12 protein-coding genes are annotated in these 17,059 nt (G+C 69.9%); 7 read left to right on the top strand and 5 right to left on the bottom strand.

Features of this window, described 5'->3' with window-relative positions:
• The first annotated feature begins 114 nt into the window (after nt 1–114).
• The 5 genes from OG385_RS20025 to OG385_RS20005 are packed head-to-tail and all read left to right on the top strand — an operon-like array spanning nt 115 to nt 5,418.
• Complete coding sequence (locus tag OG385_RS20025) at nt 115–1,179, top strand: phytanoyl-CoA dioxygenase family protein (RefSeq protein ID WP_266856247.1); 1,065 nt, start codon at nt 115–117, stop codon at nt 1,177–1,179.
• Complete coding sequence (locus OG385_RS20020; protein ID WP_266856245.1) at nt 1,161–2,468, top strand: DUF6271 family protein; 1,308 nt, start codon at nt 1,161–1,163, stop codon at nt 2,466–2,468. Before OG385_RS20025 ends, OG385_RS20020 begins: the two co-directional genes overlap by 19 nt.
• Nucleotides 2,458–3,708: a type III PLP-dependent enzyme gene (locus OG385_RS20015; RefSeq protein ID WP_266856243.1), complete on the top strand. Its 1,251-nt coding sequence runs from the start codon at nt 2,458–2,460 to the stop codon at nt 3,706–3,708. The genes OG385_RS20020 and OG385_RS20015 overlap by 11 nt, the downstream gene beginning before the upstream one ends.
• The gene (locus OG385_RS20010; RefSeq protein ID WP_266856241.1) at nt 3,705–4,199 is read left to right on the top strand and encodes a GNAT family N-acetyltransferase; all 495 of its coding nucleotides are present in this window, start codon (nt 3,705–3,707) and stop codon (nt 4,197–4,199) included. Before OG385_RS20015 ends, OG385_RS20010 begins: the two co-directional genes overlap by 4 nt.
• A gap of 58 nt (nt 4,200–4,257) precedes the next feature.
• Nucleotides 4,258–5,418 (top strand): MFS transporter, encoded by a 1,161-nt coding sequence (locus OG385_RS20005; protein ID WP_266861012.1) that lies wholly within the window; start codon nt 4,258–4,260, stop codon nt 5,416–5,418.
• 55 nt (nt 5,419–5,473) lie between these two features.
• On the opposite strand, the gene OG385_RS20000 is transcribed toward OG385_RS20005, so the two are convergent.
• The 3 genes from OG385_RS20000 to mfd form a co-directional block, all read right to left on the bottom strand.
• Nucleotides 5,474–6,157 (bottom strand): HNH endonuclease family protein, encoded by a 684-nt coding sequence (locus OG385_RS20000; RefSeq protein ID WP_266856239.1) that lies wholly within the window; start codon nt 6,155–6,157, stop codon nt 5,474–5,476.
• Between the two features lie 52 nt (nt 6,158–6,209).
• On the bottom strand, nt 6,210–8,510 hold the full coding sequence (locus OG385_RS19995; RefSeq protein ID WP_266856237.1) for an MMPL family transporter: 2,301 nt from the start codon (nt 8,508–8,510) through the stop codon (nt 6,210–6,212).
• A gap of 155 nt (nt 8,511–8,665) precedes the next feature.
• Nucleotides 8,666–12,205 (bottom strand): transcription-repair coupling factor, encoded by a 3,540-nt coding sequence (gene mfd, locus OG385_RS19990; protein ID WP_266856235.1) that lies wholly within the window; start codon nt 12,203–12,205, stop codon nt 8,666–8,668.
• Between the two features lie 291 nt (nt 12,206–12,496).
• Between mfd and OG385_RS19985 the strand changes: the two genes are divergently transcribed.
• The gene (locus OG385_RS19985; RefSeq protein WP_266856233.1) at nt 12,497–12,988 is read left to right on the top strand and encodes a SigE family RNA polymerase sigma factor; all 492 of its coding nucleotides are present in this window, start codon (nt 12,497–12,499) and stop codon (nt 12,986–12,988) included.
• Nucleotides 12,981–13,427, top strand: coding sequence for a hypothetical protein (locus OG385_RS19980; protein WP_266856231.1), 447 nt, complete (start codon nt 12,981–12,983; stop codon nt 13,425–13,427). Before OG385_RS19985 ends, OG385_RS19980 begins: the two co-directional genes overlap by 8 nt.
• 199 nt (nt 13,428–13,626) lie before the next feature.
• Here the strand turns inward: OG385_RS19980 and OG385_RS19975 are convergent, their stop codons facing one another.
• Nucleotides 13,627–16,200 (bottom strand): ABC transporter permease, encoded by a 2,574-nt coding sequence (locus OG385_RS19975; protein WP_266856229.1) that lies wholly within the window; start codon nt 16,198–16,200, stop codon nt 13,627–13,629.
• A complete protein-coding gene (locus tag OG385_RS19970) occupies nt 16,197–16,985 on the bottom strand; it encodes an ABC transporter ATP-binding protein (RefSeq protein WP_266856227.1) in 789 nt (262 codons plus the stop codon). The genes OG385_RS19975 and OG385_RS19970 overlap by 4 nt, the downstream gene beginning before the upstream one ends.
• Between the last annotated feature and the right edge of the window lie 74 nt (nt 16,986–17,059).

Here is a 17,059-nt window from a genome sequence, read left to right as displayed (position 1 = left end):
CGGCCCATGGCTCCGGCCGCGCGTGACGCGCCGCCGGACGGCCGCGCTCGAATCCCCTCTGTCCAGAACGAGAAGCAGAACCAGAACCAGCACCTTCATACCTGGAGTGGTTGCATGTCGACGTCCGACCCCTATCTGTATCGAGCCGCATCGGACATCCCCTATTTCAGTACGGACGGGGAGTCGTACCTGGCGCAGACACCGTTGCGGGACATCAAGAAGTCGCAGCCGCTGCGCGTGCTGTCGGAAGAGGACTTCGCCTTCTGGCAGACCTACGGCTACGTCGTCGTGAAAGAGGCGATACCGGCTGCCGCGGCGCAGCGCCTGCTGGACTTCACCTGGGACTTCCAGGGGCTCGATCCGGACCGGCCCGACACCTGGTACGCGGACCGGGAGTTCCGGTCGGATCTGGACCGCGAACTGCACATCTACGGTTTCGTGGAGGCGTACCACCACCAGCTCATCTGGGACAGCCGCCAGGCGCAGCGCGTCCACGACGCGTTCGCCGACGTGTGGGACTGCGAGGAGCTGTGGGTCACCCTGGACCGGCTCAACCTGAACCCGCCCAACATCAAGAACCGTGACCGCGCGCTGATCGCGCCCACGGACGAGGGGTTCGACATCGAGCTCCACTGGGATGTCGACACCACGCTCAGCGTGCTGCCCCAGCGCGTCCAGGGCATCATCGCGCTGAACGACACCGAGCCGGAGCGGGGCGGATTCCAGTGCTCGCCCGAGCTGTTCCGGCAGTTCGACCGGTGGAAGATCACCCAGCCCGCCGACCGGGATCCGATCAGGCCCGGCACCGACCGCGCCGAGTTCCCCGTCGTACAGCCGGAACTCAAGGCGGGCGATCTGCTGATCTGGAACGGTCTGCTCGCCCACGGTGTGGCGCGCAACATCTCGCAGAGCGGCGTCCGCGCGGTCCAGTACCTCTCGATGATGCCCGCGCTGGAGACCCACCAGGAGATGCGGAAGTCCCGCATCGAATCCTGGCGCAGTCTCAGCACACCGGACTGGAACACGACGCTGGTCGGCGACGCGGTCCTGCACGAATCCCTCAGGTACGGCGCCGCCGAACTGAGCGACCTCGGCGCCAGGCTTCTGGGACTCGAATCCTGGGGCGGCCGGAACGCCGAGCGGTCAACCGGAGAACTGACATGCACCGAATCTGTCTGACCCTTCCCACCAACAGGGCGTGCGCCGCGACGATATCGGCGATGCGGGCCGAGGCGCGGTACGCGGCCGCGCACTTCGACGTCGAAGTGCATCTGCTGATCCTGGACTCGTCGGACGAGCGGGACTTCGCCGAGCACGCGCAAGTCGCCGGCGAGGCCACCGGAACACCGCAGGTGGTCGTGCACCATCTGGACGAAGCGGCACAGCGGTCCTTACTGCGGCATTTGATCAGCCTGGCCGATGTGGCCAAGCCCGATCTGCTGCTCGACCTCATGCTGCCCTCCGGGGTCTCGTACGGCGCCTGCACGAACCGCGCCTTCCTGATCGCGGCCGCGCTCGGCTGCGATTCGCTGCACCGCAGGGACTCGGACAGCACCTATCAGGCGCTGGACGGCGAGCCGGTGTTCCCTGTCCACCACGAGCTGATGTCGCTCGGGAAGCGCGCCCTCGACGCGGTGGACGGCGTGTCCGAGACACGCCTCGACCCTGCTCACGCGCAGCGGACAGTGTCCCTGGTGGGCGCCTCCTTCGTGGGCGAACTGTCCGTGGACGTCAGCGAGATCCAGCAGCTCGACCCGGCCGTCTACCATGACGTCGTCGGCCTGTGGGCCCCGCGCGCATGGTCGGACGAGGCCAGGCGACAGCTGGTCGCCGAGGCGTTCACGGGCGCGGGCACCGACCTGTTCACGCACGATCACTCGGCGGTCGGCCTGGTCGATCCCATGCGGGTGGACATGTGCAACATCAGCTTCCACCGCGACGTGTACGAGAGCGTGCCGCTGCCCCCCGCGACCGACACCATCGGCAGCGACTACTTCCTGATGCACCTGGTCCACGACGCCGGACTGCCCGGCGTCCTGCACAACCGCCACATCGTGAACTTCTACACCGGGGAGCGGCGCACCGACGCCGGATTCATGGCGTACCAGCTGCGGTTGGTGAAGTTCTTCCTGTCGATGCTCTATTTCAATTCGGTGTACGAGCGGATGGCGGAGGCCGGCGACTCGCTGCTCGACGACCGGCTGCGCCCGCGCGCGGACACGGTGGCCGAGCTCGTACGGGAGAGCTGCTGGCTGGACCGGGAGGAGAACGAGGAGCGGCTGCGCGGTCTCGACCGTTCCTACCGTCAACTCGGTGGCAGATACGTCGAGTTCGCGGACGAGCTGGCGGCGCGCGGCGACCGGCTGCTCAACGAGGCCCAGCAGGACATGGAGGATTTCGCCCTGCTGATCCAGGCGTGGGGACCACTGATACGGGTGAGCAGAGAAGCGGGCATCCATGAGCACTAGGCACTTCAAGAGCACCAGCCACCTCCACACCCCCCTGAGCGCGCCTCTGCACGAAGCGCTGGCAGCGGCTTCCGACGACCGGATCATCTTCGATCTCGGCGGAATCCGGCAGCAGTACGAGACGCTGACCTGGGAACTGCCGGGCGTCGCCGTCCGGTTCGCGATGAAGGCCTGCCCGGTGGACGAAGTGCTCGCCTGTCTGGCGGAGCAGGGCGCCGGGTTCGACGCGGCGGGCCCCCACGAGATCGAGCGGGCCATCAGGACCGGAGTGCCGGTCGGCCGGATCCACTACGGCAACACCATCAAGTCCGACCGGAACATCGCCGACGCCTACCGCCTCGGCGTCCGGGACTTCGCGACCGACAGCGTGGAGGACGTGGCGGCCATCGCGGCCCGTGCCCCCGGCGCCCGGGTGTTCTGCAGGCTGGCCACCAGCGGCGAAGGTGCGCTGTGGGGGCTCAGCAAGAAGTTCGGGTGCTCGGGCACCGACGCCGTACGGGTGCTGGAGACGGCACGGGACGCGGGGCTGACGCCTGCCGGTCTCTCCGTGCACGTCGGCTCCCAGCAGATGACGGCCGAGGCCTGGGAGAGCGCGTTCGCGAGCCTCGCCGGCGTGCTGGTGGCCCTGCGGGGCCGGGGGATTCACCTCGACCACATCAATCTCGGCGGCGGGCTGCCCGCACTCGGATATCTCGACAGCCGGGGCACACCGCTGGATCCGCCGCTGGACAAGATCTTCGCGGCGATCCGGGAGGGTATGCGGCAGTTGCGGGCGGTGTCCGGCACCCCGCTGGACTTCGTCATGGAGCCGGGGCGCCATCTGGTCGCCGATCACGGCGCCATCCGGGCCCATGTGGCGCGGCTGTCCACGAGGGAGCAGCTGAACGGTGAACGTCAGCACTGGCTGTATCTGAGCTGCGGAAAGTTCAACGGCCTGTACGAGATGGACCAGCTCCAGTACCGGCTGGTCTTCCCCTCCCGCCCGGGAGCGCCCTCCGTGCCGGCCGTGGTCGCGGGCCCCACCTGCGACAGCGACGACGCCTACGCCCATCAGCACCGCCTCGTCCAGGTCCCCGAGGCCGTCGCGTCGGGGGACCCGGTCTGGGTCCTGTCGTCCGGCGCCTACGCCACCAGTTACGCGACGCAGGGCTTCAACGGTTTCAGCCCGCTTCCGTACACCGTGATACGCGGGCTGCCGACCGGGCCCGGTGCGCCGGTCACGAAGGGGCTGCCGTCATGAGCCAGGACGTTCAGATACGGAACATCACCGCCGACGACTGGAACGGCATCACGGAGCTGGAAGCCCGTACGTACACCGACAGTGCCCTCTCGGAAGGGCGGGCCGCGCTGGAGTCCCGGGCCCGCCCGTCACCGGCCACCTGCTTCGTGCTCCGCGTCGACCGCCGCACAGCGGGCTATCTGCTGGCCATGCCCTACCCGCTGTTCCAGTACCCCGACCTGAACCGGCCGGAGAAGACCGTCTTCCGCTCGCCCAATCTGCATCTGCACGATCTCGTCATCGCCGAACGACTGCGCGGCAGAGGGCTGGCGAAGCGTCTGCTGCACCACCTCACGGCGACCGCCAGGTCGACGACGCACGAGCGCATCTCCCTCATCTCCGTCGCGGGCAGCGAGACCTTCTGGTCGGCGAACGGATACGCGGCCCATCGCGACATCGCACTCCCGGGGAGTTACGGGACGAACGCGGTGTACATGTCCAAGGCGGTATGACGTGAGCCTCAACGACACGACCGGTGAAGACATCGGAGCCGCACCGCACCGGACCGGTCTGCTCCGCGTCCGCGATCCGTTCCGCCGGGCGCAGGTGGCGATCGCCGCGCTGTTCTGCTTCCTGGGCTTCCAGTACGGCACCTGGGCATCGCGGCTGCCCACCCTCAAGACACAACTCCATCTGACCGAGGCGGAACTGGGCCTGCTGCTGATGGCCTGCGGTGCGGGTGCGGCGGTCTCCTTCCCGCTCGTCACCGTGCTGATGAGACGCCTGGGCTCCCGCCGCCTCGCGTCGCTGTCCGCGCTCTGCCTCGGGCTGCTCCTGCTGGCGCTGGCCGCGGTGCCCGACTACCCGGTCGCCGTGGTCATCGTGGGCTGCGACGGAATCGCCGTCGGCTGTCTGAACGTGGCGATGAACGCGCAGGGAGCCGCGCTCGAAACCGCGTACGGGCGTACGGCCATGGCCAGACTGCACGCGACGTTCAGCGCCGGGTCGCTGGGCGCGGCGCTGCTGGCGTCAGGTGTGAACACGCTGACCACGTCGCTGGCCGTCCACTTCGGTGTGGCGGCCGTGATCCTGCTCCTGCTGGTCGGGTTCGCCCAGACCGGGCTGCTGACGGAGGACCAACGGCAGGAACCGGCGGAGAAGACGGCCCGGCGCCGGCTCTCCGTACCGTCGCGCATGACGCTGTGGATGGGGTGCGCGATGGCGTTCGGCACCGTGACCGAGGGCGCCATGAACGACTGGTCGGCGCTCTATATGAAGGACGTGCTCAAGGCGGCGGCTTCGGTGGCCCCGCTGGGCATCGCCGTCGTCTCGGTCATGATGGTGCTGGCCCGGATCTTCGCCGACGGCTGGCGCACCCGCTGGGGCGACGGGCGGATCGTGCTGACCGGCAGCGTGCTGGCGGGCGCGGGCCTCGCGGTCGCCCTGCTGGTCGGCGGCGTGGTCCCGGCACTCGTCGGGTTCGCCTGCGTCGGCCTGGGGGTGGCGGCCGTGACGCCTTGTGTGTACGTCGCCGCCGCGCGGCAGGGCCCGGAGGCGCTGGCACTGGTCGCCGCGATGGGGACCGTCGGCCTGCTGGCCGGACCGGCGATGATCGGTTTCATCGCGAACGCCGGCAGCCTGGTGTGGGGCATGGGCGCCGTGGCGGCCGCGGCCCTCCTGGTCTCCGTGTGCGCGACCCGGATCCGCTGGGTGCCGGTGGCCGAGAACTGACCGCGGGGGTCGGGTGGTTGCGTCAGCCGGCCCCCGCGTCAGCCTGGCGGCCGGGTCAGCCGGTGGGTAGTTTCTCGGACGGGCAGCCGGAGAGGACCCGCTTCATCGCGTTCTTCTCCGCGCTCGTCACCCACAGCGCGTACTTCTTCTTCACCGCCACCTGCCGTGCGACATAGCCGCACCGCGACGGCTTGTACGCGGGCAGCCAGGTCGCCGTATCACCGTCGCCCTTGCTGCGGTTGGTGGAGGAGTCGACGGCCAGCAGGTTCAGCGGATCGTTCGCGAGGGCGGTCCGCTTGGCCCTGTCCCACTGCTGCGCGCCCTTCTGCCAGGCGTCGGAGAGCGCCACGACATGGTCTATGTCGACCTTGCTGTGACCGCGCACGAACGTGATGGTCGTCCCGGTGTAGGGGTCCTTGACCAGCGTTCCCGAAGCGACCTGGCAGTCACCGCTCTTGTACCGGACGTCGCGCAGATCGCGCTTCAGCACGTCGTCCCTCGTCGGGCAGTGGTTGTGGTCGGTGTCCGACCAGGCGCTGCCGAACTCCTTGCGCGCGTAACCGGTCTTGGGCGCGCGCCCCTTGACGGTCAGGGCGTCGGCGGCGGCGAGCGCGGAACCGTGCGGCGCCTTCCCGGCGGGAGCGCCGGACGAACCGGAGGAGCCGGCCTTGCAGCCGCCGAGGGCGAGTGCGGCGGCGACGGCCACAACTGCGGGGAGGGCGGAGCGCGTACGTATCAAGGAGAGCCGTCCTGATAGATAGGGGGCGGGACCGCACAATCCTAGATACGGCTCAGCGGGCCGCCGCAGCCCCCGGGTTCTCGCCCTCGGTGTCGATGTGCGGCAGCACCTTGTCGAGCCACCCCGGCATCCACCACGCGCTCCTGCCGAGCAGAGTCATCACCGCCGGGACCAGCAGGAGCCGGACGACCGTCGCGTCGATGAGGACGCTGACGGCCAGTCCGAGGCCGAGCATCTTGACCACGATGTTGTCGCTGAGGATGAACGCGGCGAAGACGCTGACCATGATGAGCGCCGCGCAGCTGATGACGCGCGCCGTGATCTCCAGGCCGTGCGCGACGCTGCCCCTGCTGTCGCGGGTGCGCACCCAGGCCTCGTGCACCCGGGCGAGCAGGAAGACCTCGTAGTCCATGGAGAGCCCGAAGACGATGGCGAACATCATCATCGGTACGTAGCTCTCGATCGGCACCGTCCCGTGCACGCCCAGCGAAGGGCCGCCCCACCCCCACTGGAAGACGGCGACGACCACCCCGTAGGACGCCGCGATGGACAGGAGGTTGAGCACGGCGGCCTTGAGCGCCACCAACAGCCCGCGGAACACCACCAGGATGATGACGAAGGCGACCGCGACGACGACGGCGATGATGAGCGGGAGCCGGGCGGCGATGATGTCGAGGAAGTCCTGCTGGGCCGCGGTCGTGCCGGTCACATAGGTCGTGGCGGCGGTGCCGGCCACCGCGTTGGGCAGGATGGTGTTCTTGAGGTTCTTGAACAGCGTGCTGGTCCCGGCGTCCTGCGGTGAGGTGCGGGAGACCGCGGTGCCCGTCAGCACCTGGCCGTCGCTGGTGGGGGTGAGGCTGCTGACGCTCGCCGCGCCCGGGACGTCGGTGAGCGCCTTCTTGAGGCTGTCCGACAGCGCGGACCGGTCGCCCGACGGCACCTTGCTCTGGTCGACGACAAGGGTCAGCGGGCCGTTGGCGCCGGGTCCGAAACCGGTGGCGATCAGGTCGTACGCGCGCCGGTCGGTGAAGCTGCTGGGGTCGGCGCCGTCCCCGATGTGCCCGAGCCGGATGGAGAACAGCGGAATCGCCAGCACCCCGGCGATCACCACTCCGGTCACCAGGAACCACCACGGCCGGCGCTCGACACGCTGCGCGTAGCGGTGCCAGCCGCCACCTCCACGGGCGTCAGCGTCACTGCCCCGGCCCGCGGGCCCCGCGGCCGGTTCCGTGCCCGGCGCGGCCCGGCCCTCGGCGACCGGCTTCCGTACCCGGTAGCGGTCGATCCGGCGCCCCGCGAGCCCGAGCAGCGCCGGTACGAGGGTGATGGCGCCGGCGACCGCGGTGACGACCGTGACGGCGGACGCGACCCCGAGTTTGCCGATGAAGCCGACCTGCGACACATACAGCCCGGCCAGCGCGACGACGACCGTGCAGCCGGAGACCAGGACGGCCCGGCCGCTGGTGGCGACGGCCCGCCCCGCCGCGGTGACCGGGTCGGCGCCGTCGATGAGCTGCTGCCGGTGACGGGTGATCAGGAACAGTGCGTAGTCGATCCCGACGCCGAGCCCGATCATCGTGGCGAGGGTCGGCGAGACACTGGCGAAGGTGAACGCGGCGGCGAGCAGCGCCAGACAGCTCAGCCCGACGATGACGCTGATCAGCGCGGTGACCAGCGGCACCCCCGCGGCGATGACGCTGCCGAAGCCGACGAGCAGGACGACGATGGCCACCGCGAACCCGATGGCCTCGCTGGTCAGATCGGTGGCCTTGGGCCGGGCCAGCTCCCCGAGCGGTCCGCCGTACTCGACCTCGACGCCCGCGGCCCGCAGCGGCTCCACCGCGGAGTCGACACCATGGAGGTACGACGTGCCGAACGAGGTGGGGTTGGCGGTGAAGCGGACGGTGATGTAGCCGGTCTTCCCGTCGGACGACAGCGCACCGGTGGGCGGTGACGAGGAAGAGGCGGGCAGCGGGTTCACCGCCGACAGGACGTGCGGGAGCTTCTGCAGCGAACTGACGGTCTGGTCGATCTGGCTCTGGAAGCCGGTCAGGGCCTTCTGCCCGTCGTGCAGCACCACCTGCGCGCCGATCCCGCCCGCCGCCGGGTCGTGGCGGCTGAGCACCTCGGCGCCGTTGTTCGACTGCGTACCCGGCAGCGAGAAGTCGTCCGAGTACGTGCCGCCGAAGCTGCCCTGGAGGGCGTGCAGCGCGCCGAGTGCGACCAGCCAGGCCACGATGACGATGACGAAGTGGCGGGCGCACCACGCGCCGAGCCGGTACAGGCGGCCCGCCCCGGCCCCGGCACCCGGCGCCGCCGTCGCTCCCGCGTCCGTACCGTTCTGCGCGCTCATGCGTTCCCCTGGAGGGTGCGGAGATCCGACAGCCGAGACAAATGCGGTGATTATAGCTTTTTAGGGCACAATGACCGGTTTGACCGTCTGTCGGGCGCGCCTCCCGCACAGGAGAACGCCGCGTGGAGAGCCGCGCGGAACGCCGCAGCCCCGCCTCACGACCCCAGGATCGACGCCAGGAACTCCCCGGTCCACGACAGGAGTTCGCGGCCCACCACCGGCTTCCCGCCGATCTTCCCGGCCGTCGGGCGCGGTACCAGGATCTGGTGGGCCGCCGCCTTGATGACCGTACGGGGATAGAGCCGCTTGAGGCGCAGCTCCTGGGACTCCCTCAGTTCCACCGGTGCGAACCGGATGTTGGAGCCCTGGAGGACGATCTCGCCGACGCCGCAGGCCCGCGCCAGCATCCGCAGGCCCGCCACGAGCAGCAGGTTCTCGACCTGCTCGGGCAGCTTGCCGTACCGGTCGGTGAGTTCCTCCCGTACCGCCCTGATGTCCTCGTCCGTGGTCGCGGACGCGATCGAGCGGTACGCCTGGAGGCGCAGCCGCTCACCGGGCGCGTACTCGTGCGGGACGTGCGCGTCGACCGGCAACTCGATCTTGACCTCCAGGGGCTGTTCCTCCTCGACTCCCCCGTCGACCGCCGTGCGGTAGTCGGCCACCGCCTCGCCGACCATCCGGATGTACAGGTCGAAGCCGACGCCCGCGATATGGCCGGACTGCTCGCCGCCGAGCATGTTGCCCGCGCCGCGGATCTCCAGGTCCTTCATCGCGACGTACATCCCCGCGCCCATCTCGGTGTGCTGGGCGATCGTCGCGAGCCGCTCGTGCGCGGTCTCGGTGAGCGGCTTCTCCGGCGGGTACAGGAAGTACGCGTACCCGCGGTCGCGGCCACGGCCGACCCGGCCGCGCAGCTGGTGCAGCTGGGAGAGGCCGAAGTTGTCGCCGCGCTCCACGATCAGCGTGTTGGCGTTCGCGATGTCGATCCCGGACTCCACGATCGTCGTGGAGACCAGCACGTCGAACTTCTTCTCCCAGAAGTCGACCACGACCTGCTCAAGGGCGCTCTCGCCCATCTGCCCGTGCGCGGTCTGGATGCGCGCCTCCGGGACGATCTCACGCAGCCGGGCGGCGGCACGGTCGATCGAGTCGACCCGGTTGTGGATGTAGAACACCTGCCCCTCGCGGAGCAGTTCACGGCGGACGGCCGCGCCGATCTGCTTCTCCTCGTACGGCCCGACGAAGGTCAGCACCGGGTGCCGCTCCTCCGGGGGCGTGGTGATCGTCGACATCTCGCGGATGCCGGTCACAGCCATTTCGAGCGTACGGGGGATGGGCGTCGCGGACATCGTCAGCACGTCGACGTTGGCGCGCAGCTTCTTCAGCTGCTCCTTGTGCTCGACACCGAACCGCTGCTCCTCGTCCACGATGACAAGCCCGAGGTCCTTGAACTTCGTCTCCGCCGAGAAGAGCCGGTGCGTGCCGATGACCATGTCGACCGAGCCGTCCCGCAGGCCCTCCAGGGTCGCCTTCGCCTCGGTGTCCGACTGGAACCGGCTCAGCGCCCTGACGACCACCGGGAACTGCGCGTACCGCTCGGTGAACGTGCCGAAGTGCTGCTGTACGAGAAGGGTCGTCGGCACCAGGACCGCCACCTGCTTGCCGTCCTGGACGGCCTTGAACGCGGCGCGCACCGCGATCTCGGTCTTGCCGTAGCCGACGTCGCCACAGATCAGCCGGTCCATCGGGACCGTCTTCTCCATGTCCTCCTTGACCTCGGCGATCGTGGAGAGCTGGTCGGGCGTCTCCACGTACGGGAAGGCGTCCTCCAGCTCGCGCTGCCAGGGGGTGTCCTGGGCGAAGGAGTGGCCGGGCGCCGCCATCCGCGCCGAGTAGAGCTTGATGAGGTCCCCGGCGATCTCCTTGACCGCCTTCTTGGCGCGCGCCTTGGTCTTCGTCCAGTCGGAGCCGCCGAGCCGGTGCAGCGTCGGGGCCTCACCGCCCACGTACTTGGTGACCTGTTCCAGCTGGTCGGTGGGGATGTACAGCCGGTCGCCGGGCTGGCCGCGCTTGGCCGGGGCGTACTCGACGAGCAGATACTCACGGGTCGCGCCCTGCACCGTGCGCTGCACCATCTCGATGTAGCGGCCCACGCCGTGCTGCTCGTGGACGATGAAGTCGCCCGTCACCAGCGTCAGCGGGTCGATGGACTTCCGGCGCCTGACCGGCATCCGGCCCAGGTCCTTGGACGTGGTGCGCTGGCCGGTGAGGTCGGTCTCGGAGAGCACCGCGAGCTTGATCGCCGGGTCGATGAACCCGTGGTCGATGGAGCCGCACGAGACGTGCACGACCGAGGGCGTCAGCCCGGCCAGGTCGGCGTCGAGCCGGGCCGCGATGCCCTCGCCGCTCAGGACCTCGACCGTACGGCTCGCGGGACCGTGGCCCTCCGTGAGGTACACCGTGCGCCAGCCGTCGGCGATCCAGCCCTTGGTGTCGGCGAGGGCCCGCGCGGTGTCGCCCCGGTATGTCTCCGGCGCGTGCATCCCCAGCTTGATCGTGTCGTCGGCGATGTCCTCGTCGGCGGCGAACGGGCTCACCGCCCACCACATCATGCCCAGCTCCCGCGCCCGGTCGCGGACCTCGGCGATACCCCGGAGCGAGGCCGCGCCGACATCGATCGGCGCGTCCCCTCCGCCGGCGGTGGCCGCCCACGACGCCTGGAGGAACTCCTGCGAGGTCGCCACCAGGTCGGCCGCCCGGCTCCGGACCCGCTCCGGGTCGCAGACCACGGCCATCGAACCGGCGGGGAGCACATCGATCAGCAGCTCCATGTCGTCGACCAGGACCGGAGCCAGGGACTCCATGCCCTCGACGGCGATCCCCTCGGCGATCTTGTCGAGCAGCTCGCCCAGCTCGGGGTGGGCCAGCGCCAGCGCGGCCGCCCGCTCCCGTACGTCGTCGGTCAGCAGCAGCTCGCGGCAGGGCGGCGCCCACAGCCCGTGCTCGGCGATCTCCAGGGAGCGCTGGTCCGCGACCTTGAAGTAACGGATCTCCTCGACCTCGTCCCCCCAGAACTCCACCCGCAGGGGGTGCTCCTCGGTCGGCGGGAACACATCGAGGATGCCGCCCCTGACAGCGAACTCGCCGCGCTTCTCGACCAGTTCGACCCGCGCGTACGCGGCCGCCGCCAGCGCTTCGGTGATCTCGCCCAGATCGACGGACTCCCCCTGGCGCAGTGCGACGGGCTCCAGGTCGCCGAGCCCCTTGACCTGCGGCTGGAGTACGGACCTGATCGGCGCGACGACCACGCTGACCGGACCGGCGGACGGGTCGTCGGAGCGCGGGTGCGCCAGCCTGCGCAGCACCGCGATCCGCCGCCCCACCGTGTCGGACCGGGGCGAGAGCCGCTCGTGCGGCAGCGTCTCCCAGGACGGGTACTCCACCACCGCGTCCTCCTGGTCCGCCGGGAAGAGCGAGCGCAGGGCTGCGGCCAGGTCCTCGGCCTCGCGGCCGGTGGCGGTCACCGCCAGCACCGTACGGCGGGTCTCGCGGGCCAGCGCGGCGACCGCGAAGGGCCGGGCGGCGGGCGGGCCGACCAGATCGACATGCATCCGGTGCCCGTCGCCCGCGGCCTTCACCGCTTCGGCGAGCGCGGGGTCCGAGATGGCGGCATCGAGCAGACCGTGCAGGCTCATGGAGAACGCTTTCCGTCCGGGGAGGTGGTGCGGGTGGTGCGGTATGCAACGCGAAGGGCCCGACACGTCTTACGGGCCGGGGGCTCTCCAGCGTACGACTTCACGAAGAAGTCGGCGTCCCCTGTCAACCGGACCGGCCTCCCCGACGTATTCATCCATGAGACCCGTCCAGGTCCGATGCCCTGCCGATGCCCCGCCCGCTGACCCTGACCCATGTCCTGACCAATGTCCCGTCCGATGTCCTGCCCGCTGACCGTCCACGTCTGAGATCTGTCCACGCCTGGGAGCCGCATGACCGTCGAGGAGTTCGAGGAGTTCTACGCTCACTCCGCGAAACAGCTGGTGGGACAGGTCTACCTGATGACCGGCGACCTCCATGAGGCCCAGGACGTGGTGCAGGAGGCGTTCGTACGGGCCTGGGGCCGGCGCTCCGCGCTGTACCGGGACGCGGGCCCCGAGGCGTGGATACGGACCGTGGCCTGGCGGCTCGCGGTGAGCCGCTGGCGCAGGCGGGGCCGGAGCGCCGAGGCCTGGCGCCGCCACAGCGACGCCCGCCCCGCGACGGTGCCCGAGCCCGATCCGGGCACCGTGGCCATGGTCTTCGCACTGCGGCAGCTGACCGAGCGGCAGCGGCGGGTGGCGGTCCTGCACTACGTGTGCGACCTCACCGTCGAGCAGGTGGCCGCCGAGACGGGCATATCGGCGGGAACCGTCAAGACCCATCTCTCCCGCGCCCGCGCCTCGCTCGCGCCGCATCTCTCCGAGGAGGAACACGGTGTCTGAGACCGAGTACCAGCCCGCGTACGAGAACGGGCCGGGCCGTGCAGGCGCTCACAGGTCCGACCTCGCCCTCGCCCGTGCGATGAAGCAGGCCGCCGAATCGGCGGGCCGGAGAGCCACCCCCGCACCGGCCGCGTATGTCTCGGCGCGGGGCGCCGGACGCAGGCGCCGGGTCCTGGCGTCGGCCGCCGCCGGCACCGTGTGCGTCCTGGCGAGCGGGGTCGTGGCGGCCGTGCTGCAGCTCCAGCCCAGCGCTCCCGCACTCCCCGCCGCGCCGCCGAGCCCCCGGCACTCCGCGGTCGGCGAGCGCCCGGGCCCGTCCATGGGGTCCGGCTCGGCCTCACCCTCCGGATCGGAGGACGCCACGCCCGCCAGCACGCTGGGGACGACACCCACCGCCCCGGCCACCACGCCCGGGTGGTCGCCCCCGCCCACCTGGTGACAGCAGGCCCGCTCGTGGCGGTGGACACGGCCCAGCCCCGGCCGACGCACCTGGCGTCAACCGGGGCTGGATCTTCCCCCGTACCCCCGTCGTCCCCCGTACCCCCGTTCCCCCGTTCCCCCGGTCAGCGGGCCCGGTCATCCCGGACAGTCATGCGTACCGAGCCGTGAAGTGAACAGAAGCGCACCGCGTCGGTCAGTCAGTCGGTCGCGATCGCGTTCAGTACGTTCATCCGGCCCGCCCGGAACGCCGGGATCAGGGCGGCGAACAGGCCCACGAACGCCGAGGCGACGAAGACCGTGATGATCGTCGACCACGGGATCTCCAGGACCCCCATGCCCTCCAGGGCGAGGATCTTCTGGGCCGACGTGCCCCAGCCCATCCCGAGCCCCAGACCGAGCAGCGCACCGAAGAGCGCGATGACCACCGACTCCAGCCGGATCATCCGGCGCAGCTGCCGGCGCGAGAGGCCGATCGCCCGCATCAGGCCGATCTCCCTGGTCCGCTCGACGACCGACAGGGCCAGCGTGTTCACCACACCGAGCACCGCGACGATGATCGCCAGGGCCAGCAGCCCGTAGACGATGTTGAGCAGCTGCCCGATCTGGTCCTTCAGGTCCTGCTTGAAGTCGGTCTGGTCCTGCACCTTGTACTGGGGGTACTTGGCCAGGGACTTCTTCAGCCCGGCGTAGGCGGCCTTCTCCTGGCCGTCCTTGGCCTTGGCGAACATGATGACGTTCGGCGGCATCCTGTCGGCGGGCACGTACCGCGCGGCCGTCGTGATGTTCAGATACATCGCGCCCTTGTCGACGTTCGTGTCGTCCGAGGTGATGGCCGCGATCTTCAGCTTCGCCGTCCGGCCGCCCTTGAACGCGACGGACATGGTGTCGCCGACCTTGATGTGGTGCTTCTTGGCGTAGGCGTCACCGACCGACATGGCGTCCTTGCCGTACGCAGCCGAGAGGTCACCCGAGACGGTCTCGCGCCGCAGGTCCTGTGCGTACGTCGGGTCGGCCGCGATGACCGACTGGTCCTCGCTCTTCCCGTCGGGCCCGGTCAGCCGGGAGTCGACCGCCTTGTAGTTGGTGACGTGCTCGATGCCCGGCGCCGCTTCCAGGGCCTTCTGGGCCTGCGGCACGATCAGCTGGCCGCTGCCGCTCTGGATGATGAAGTCCGCGCCGACCGACCTGTCCAGCTCATCGGTGGCCGAGGCCACCATCGACGAGCCGACGACCGAAAGGCAGGCGACCAGCGCGAGCCCGATCATCAGCGCGGCGCCCGTCGCTCCCGTACGCCGCGGGTTGCGCAGCGCGTTGCGCTCGGCCATCCGCCCGACCGGGCCGAAGATCCGCAGCACGACCGTGCTGATCCCCCGGACCACCACACCCGCGAGGAGCGGGCCGATGACCACGAAGCCGATGAGCGTGAGGACCACACCCAGGCCGAGGTAGAGCGAACCCTGCCCCGACTTGTTCGCGGCGGCCGCGGCGAGCAGCGCCGCCGCACCGCCTCCGGTGAGCACCAGGCCGATCGCCGCCCTGATCCGGCCGGCGCTGCCGTCTGCGGGCATACCGGAGTCCCGCAGCGCGGCCATCGGGGAGATCTTCCCGGCCCGGCGGGCCGGGACGTACGCGGCGACGATCGTCACGATGACACCGAGCAGCATGCCGACGACCGGAGTCGTCCACTTGACCGTCAGATCCTCCGTGGACAGGTCCATGCCCACGGAACTCATCACCTTCATCAGCCCGACCGCGAGGCCGACACCGGCACCGACCCCGAGGACCGAGCCGAAGACACCGAGCAGCAGTGCCTCGACCAGTACCGAGCGGTTGACCTGCTTGCGGCTGGAGCCGAGCGCCCGCATCAGGCCGATCTCACGGGTGCGCTGGGCGACCAGCATCGAGAAGGTGTTGATGATCAGGAAGATGCCGACGAGGAAGGCGATTCCGGCGAAGCCGAGCATCGCGTACTTCATGACGTCGAGGAACGAGCCGACCTCCGAGCGGTTGGCGTCCGCGTTCTCCTTCTGCGTCTCGAACTTGTACGGGCCGTGCAGCACCGCTTCCACGTTCTGCTTCAGCCGGGCATCGCTCACACCGGGCTCGGCGTTGACGGAGATGTTCGTGAAGAGGCCGGGACCGCCCAGCAGTTCGTGCTGCGCGGTGGCGGTGTCGAAGTACACGACGGCCGCGCCCGGGTTGGTCACCTTGAAGGTGGCGATACCGGATATCCGGGCCCTGATGTCACCGCTGACGGTGATCGTGCGCAGCTCGTCACCCAGCTTGAGGTGGTGCTTCTTCGCGGTGTCCGCGTCGACCATCACCTCCGTGGGACCGCGCGGCGCGTGGCCGGAGGTGATCTCCATCGACTTGGTCTCGTTGGGCGTCCAGTTGCCGGCGATCGTCGGGGCGCCATTGCTGGAACCCACGTCCTTGTTGTGGCCGTTGACGACCGTCACGCTCATGCTGCTGACGCCGCCCTGCGCCGACCGCACCCCGTCGGCCTTCTCGACCTGCCGCACCGCGGAGGCGGGCAGCGAGTCCGGCTTGCCGTTCTGGGTGCTGTTGTCGGCGCCCTTGACGGACTTGGGGCTGACCGTGACGTCCGACGCGGTGGCCGCGAAGAGCTTGTCGAACGTGGTGTTCATGGTGTCGGTGAAGACGAGCGTGCCGCACACGAAGCCGACCGACAGCAGGACCGCGACGGCGGAGAGCGCCATCCGCCCCTTGTGCGCGAAGAAGTTGCGCATCGAGGTCTTCCAGACGGTCATGACGTCCGCCCGCGCGCGTCGAAGTCCTTCATCCGGTCGAGGACCTGGTCGGCCGTCGGGCCGTACATCTCGTCCACGATCCTGCCGTCCGCGAGGTAGAGCACCCGGTCCGCGTACGAGGCGGCCACCGGGTCGTGCGTGACCATGACGATGGTCTGGCCCAGCTCGGAGACCGACTTGCGCAGGAAGCCCAGCACCTCGGCCCCCGCACGGGAGTCGAGGTTCCCGGTCGGCTCGTCACCGAAGATGATCTCGGGCTGCGCGGCCAGGGCACGCGCCACGGCGACCCGCTGCTGCTGACCGCCGGAGAGCTGCGTCGGCCGGTGCTTGAGCCGGTCCGCGAGCCCGACGGTCTCCACCACCTGCCGCAGCCACTGCGCGTCCGGCCTGCGCCCCGCGATGTCCATCGGCAGCGTGATGTTCTCGATGGCGTTGAGCGTGGGCAGCAGGTTGAACGCCTGGAAGATGAAGCCGATACGGTCCCGGCGCAGCTGGGTGAGCTTCTTGTCCTTGAGCCCGGTGATCTCGGTCTCGTCCAGATAGATCTGGCCGCTGCTCACGGTGTCGAGGCCGGCGAGGCAGTGCATCAGCGTCGACTTGCCGGAGCCCGAAGGGCCCATGATCGCGGTGAACTGGCCGCGGGCGATGTCCACATCGACGTGGTCGAGCGCGACGACCCGGGTCTCGCCCGATCCGTACGCCTTGACGACCTGCCGCGCTCGCGCGGCAACGGCCGTACGCCCTCCAGTACCCCCGTGCCTGGGAATGGTCACAGCCGTTGTCACGGTAAGTCTCCTATATCGGTCTTGCCTTGCTTGTCAGCAGGCATGGTTGAAGTCTGTCGATCCGGAGTGCGCGG

This window comes from Streptomyces sp. NBC_01306 (assembly GCF_026340465.1).
GTDB lineage: Bacteria > Actinomycetota > Actinomycetes > Streptomycetales > Streptomycetaceae > Streptomyces.
The sequence above is the reverse complement of the archived record's forward strand: the minus strand, read 5'-3'. Positions and strand labels throughout refer to the sequence as shown.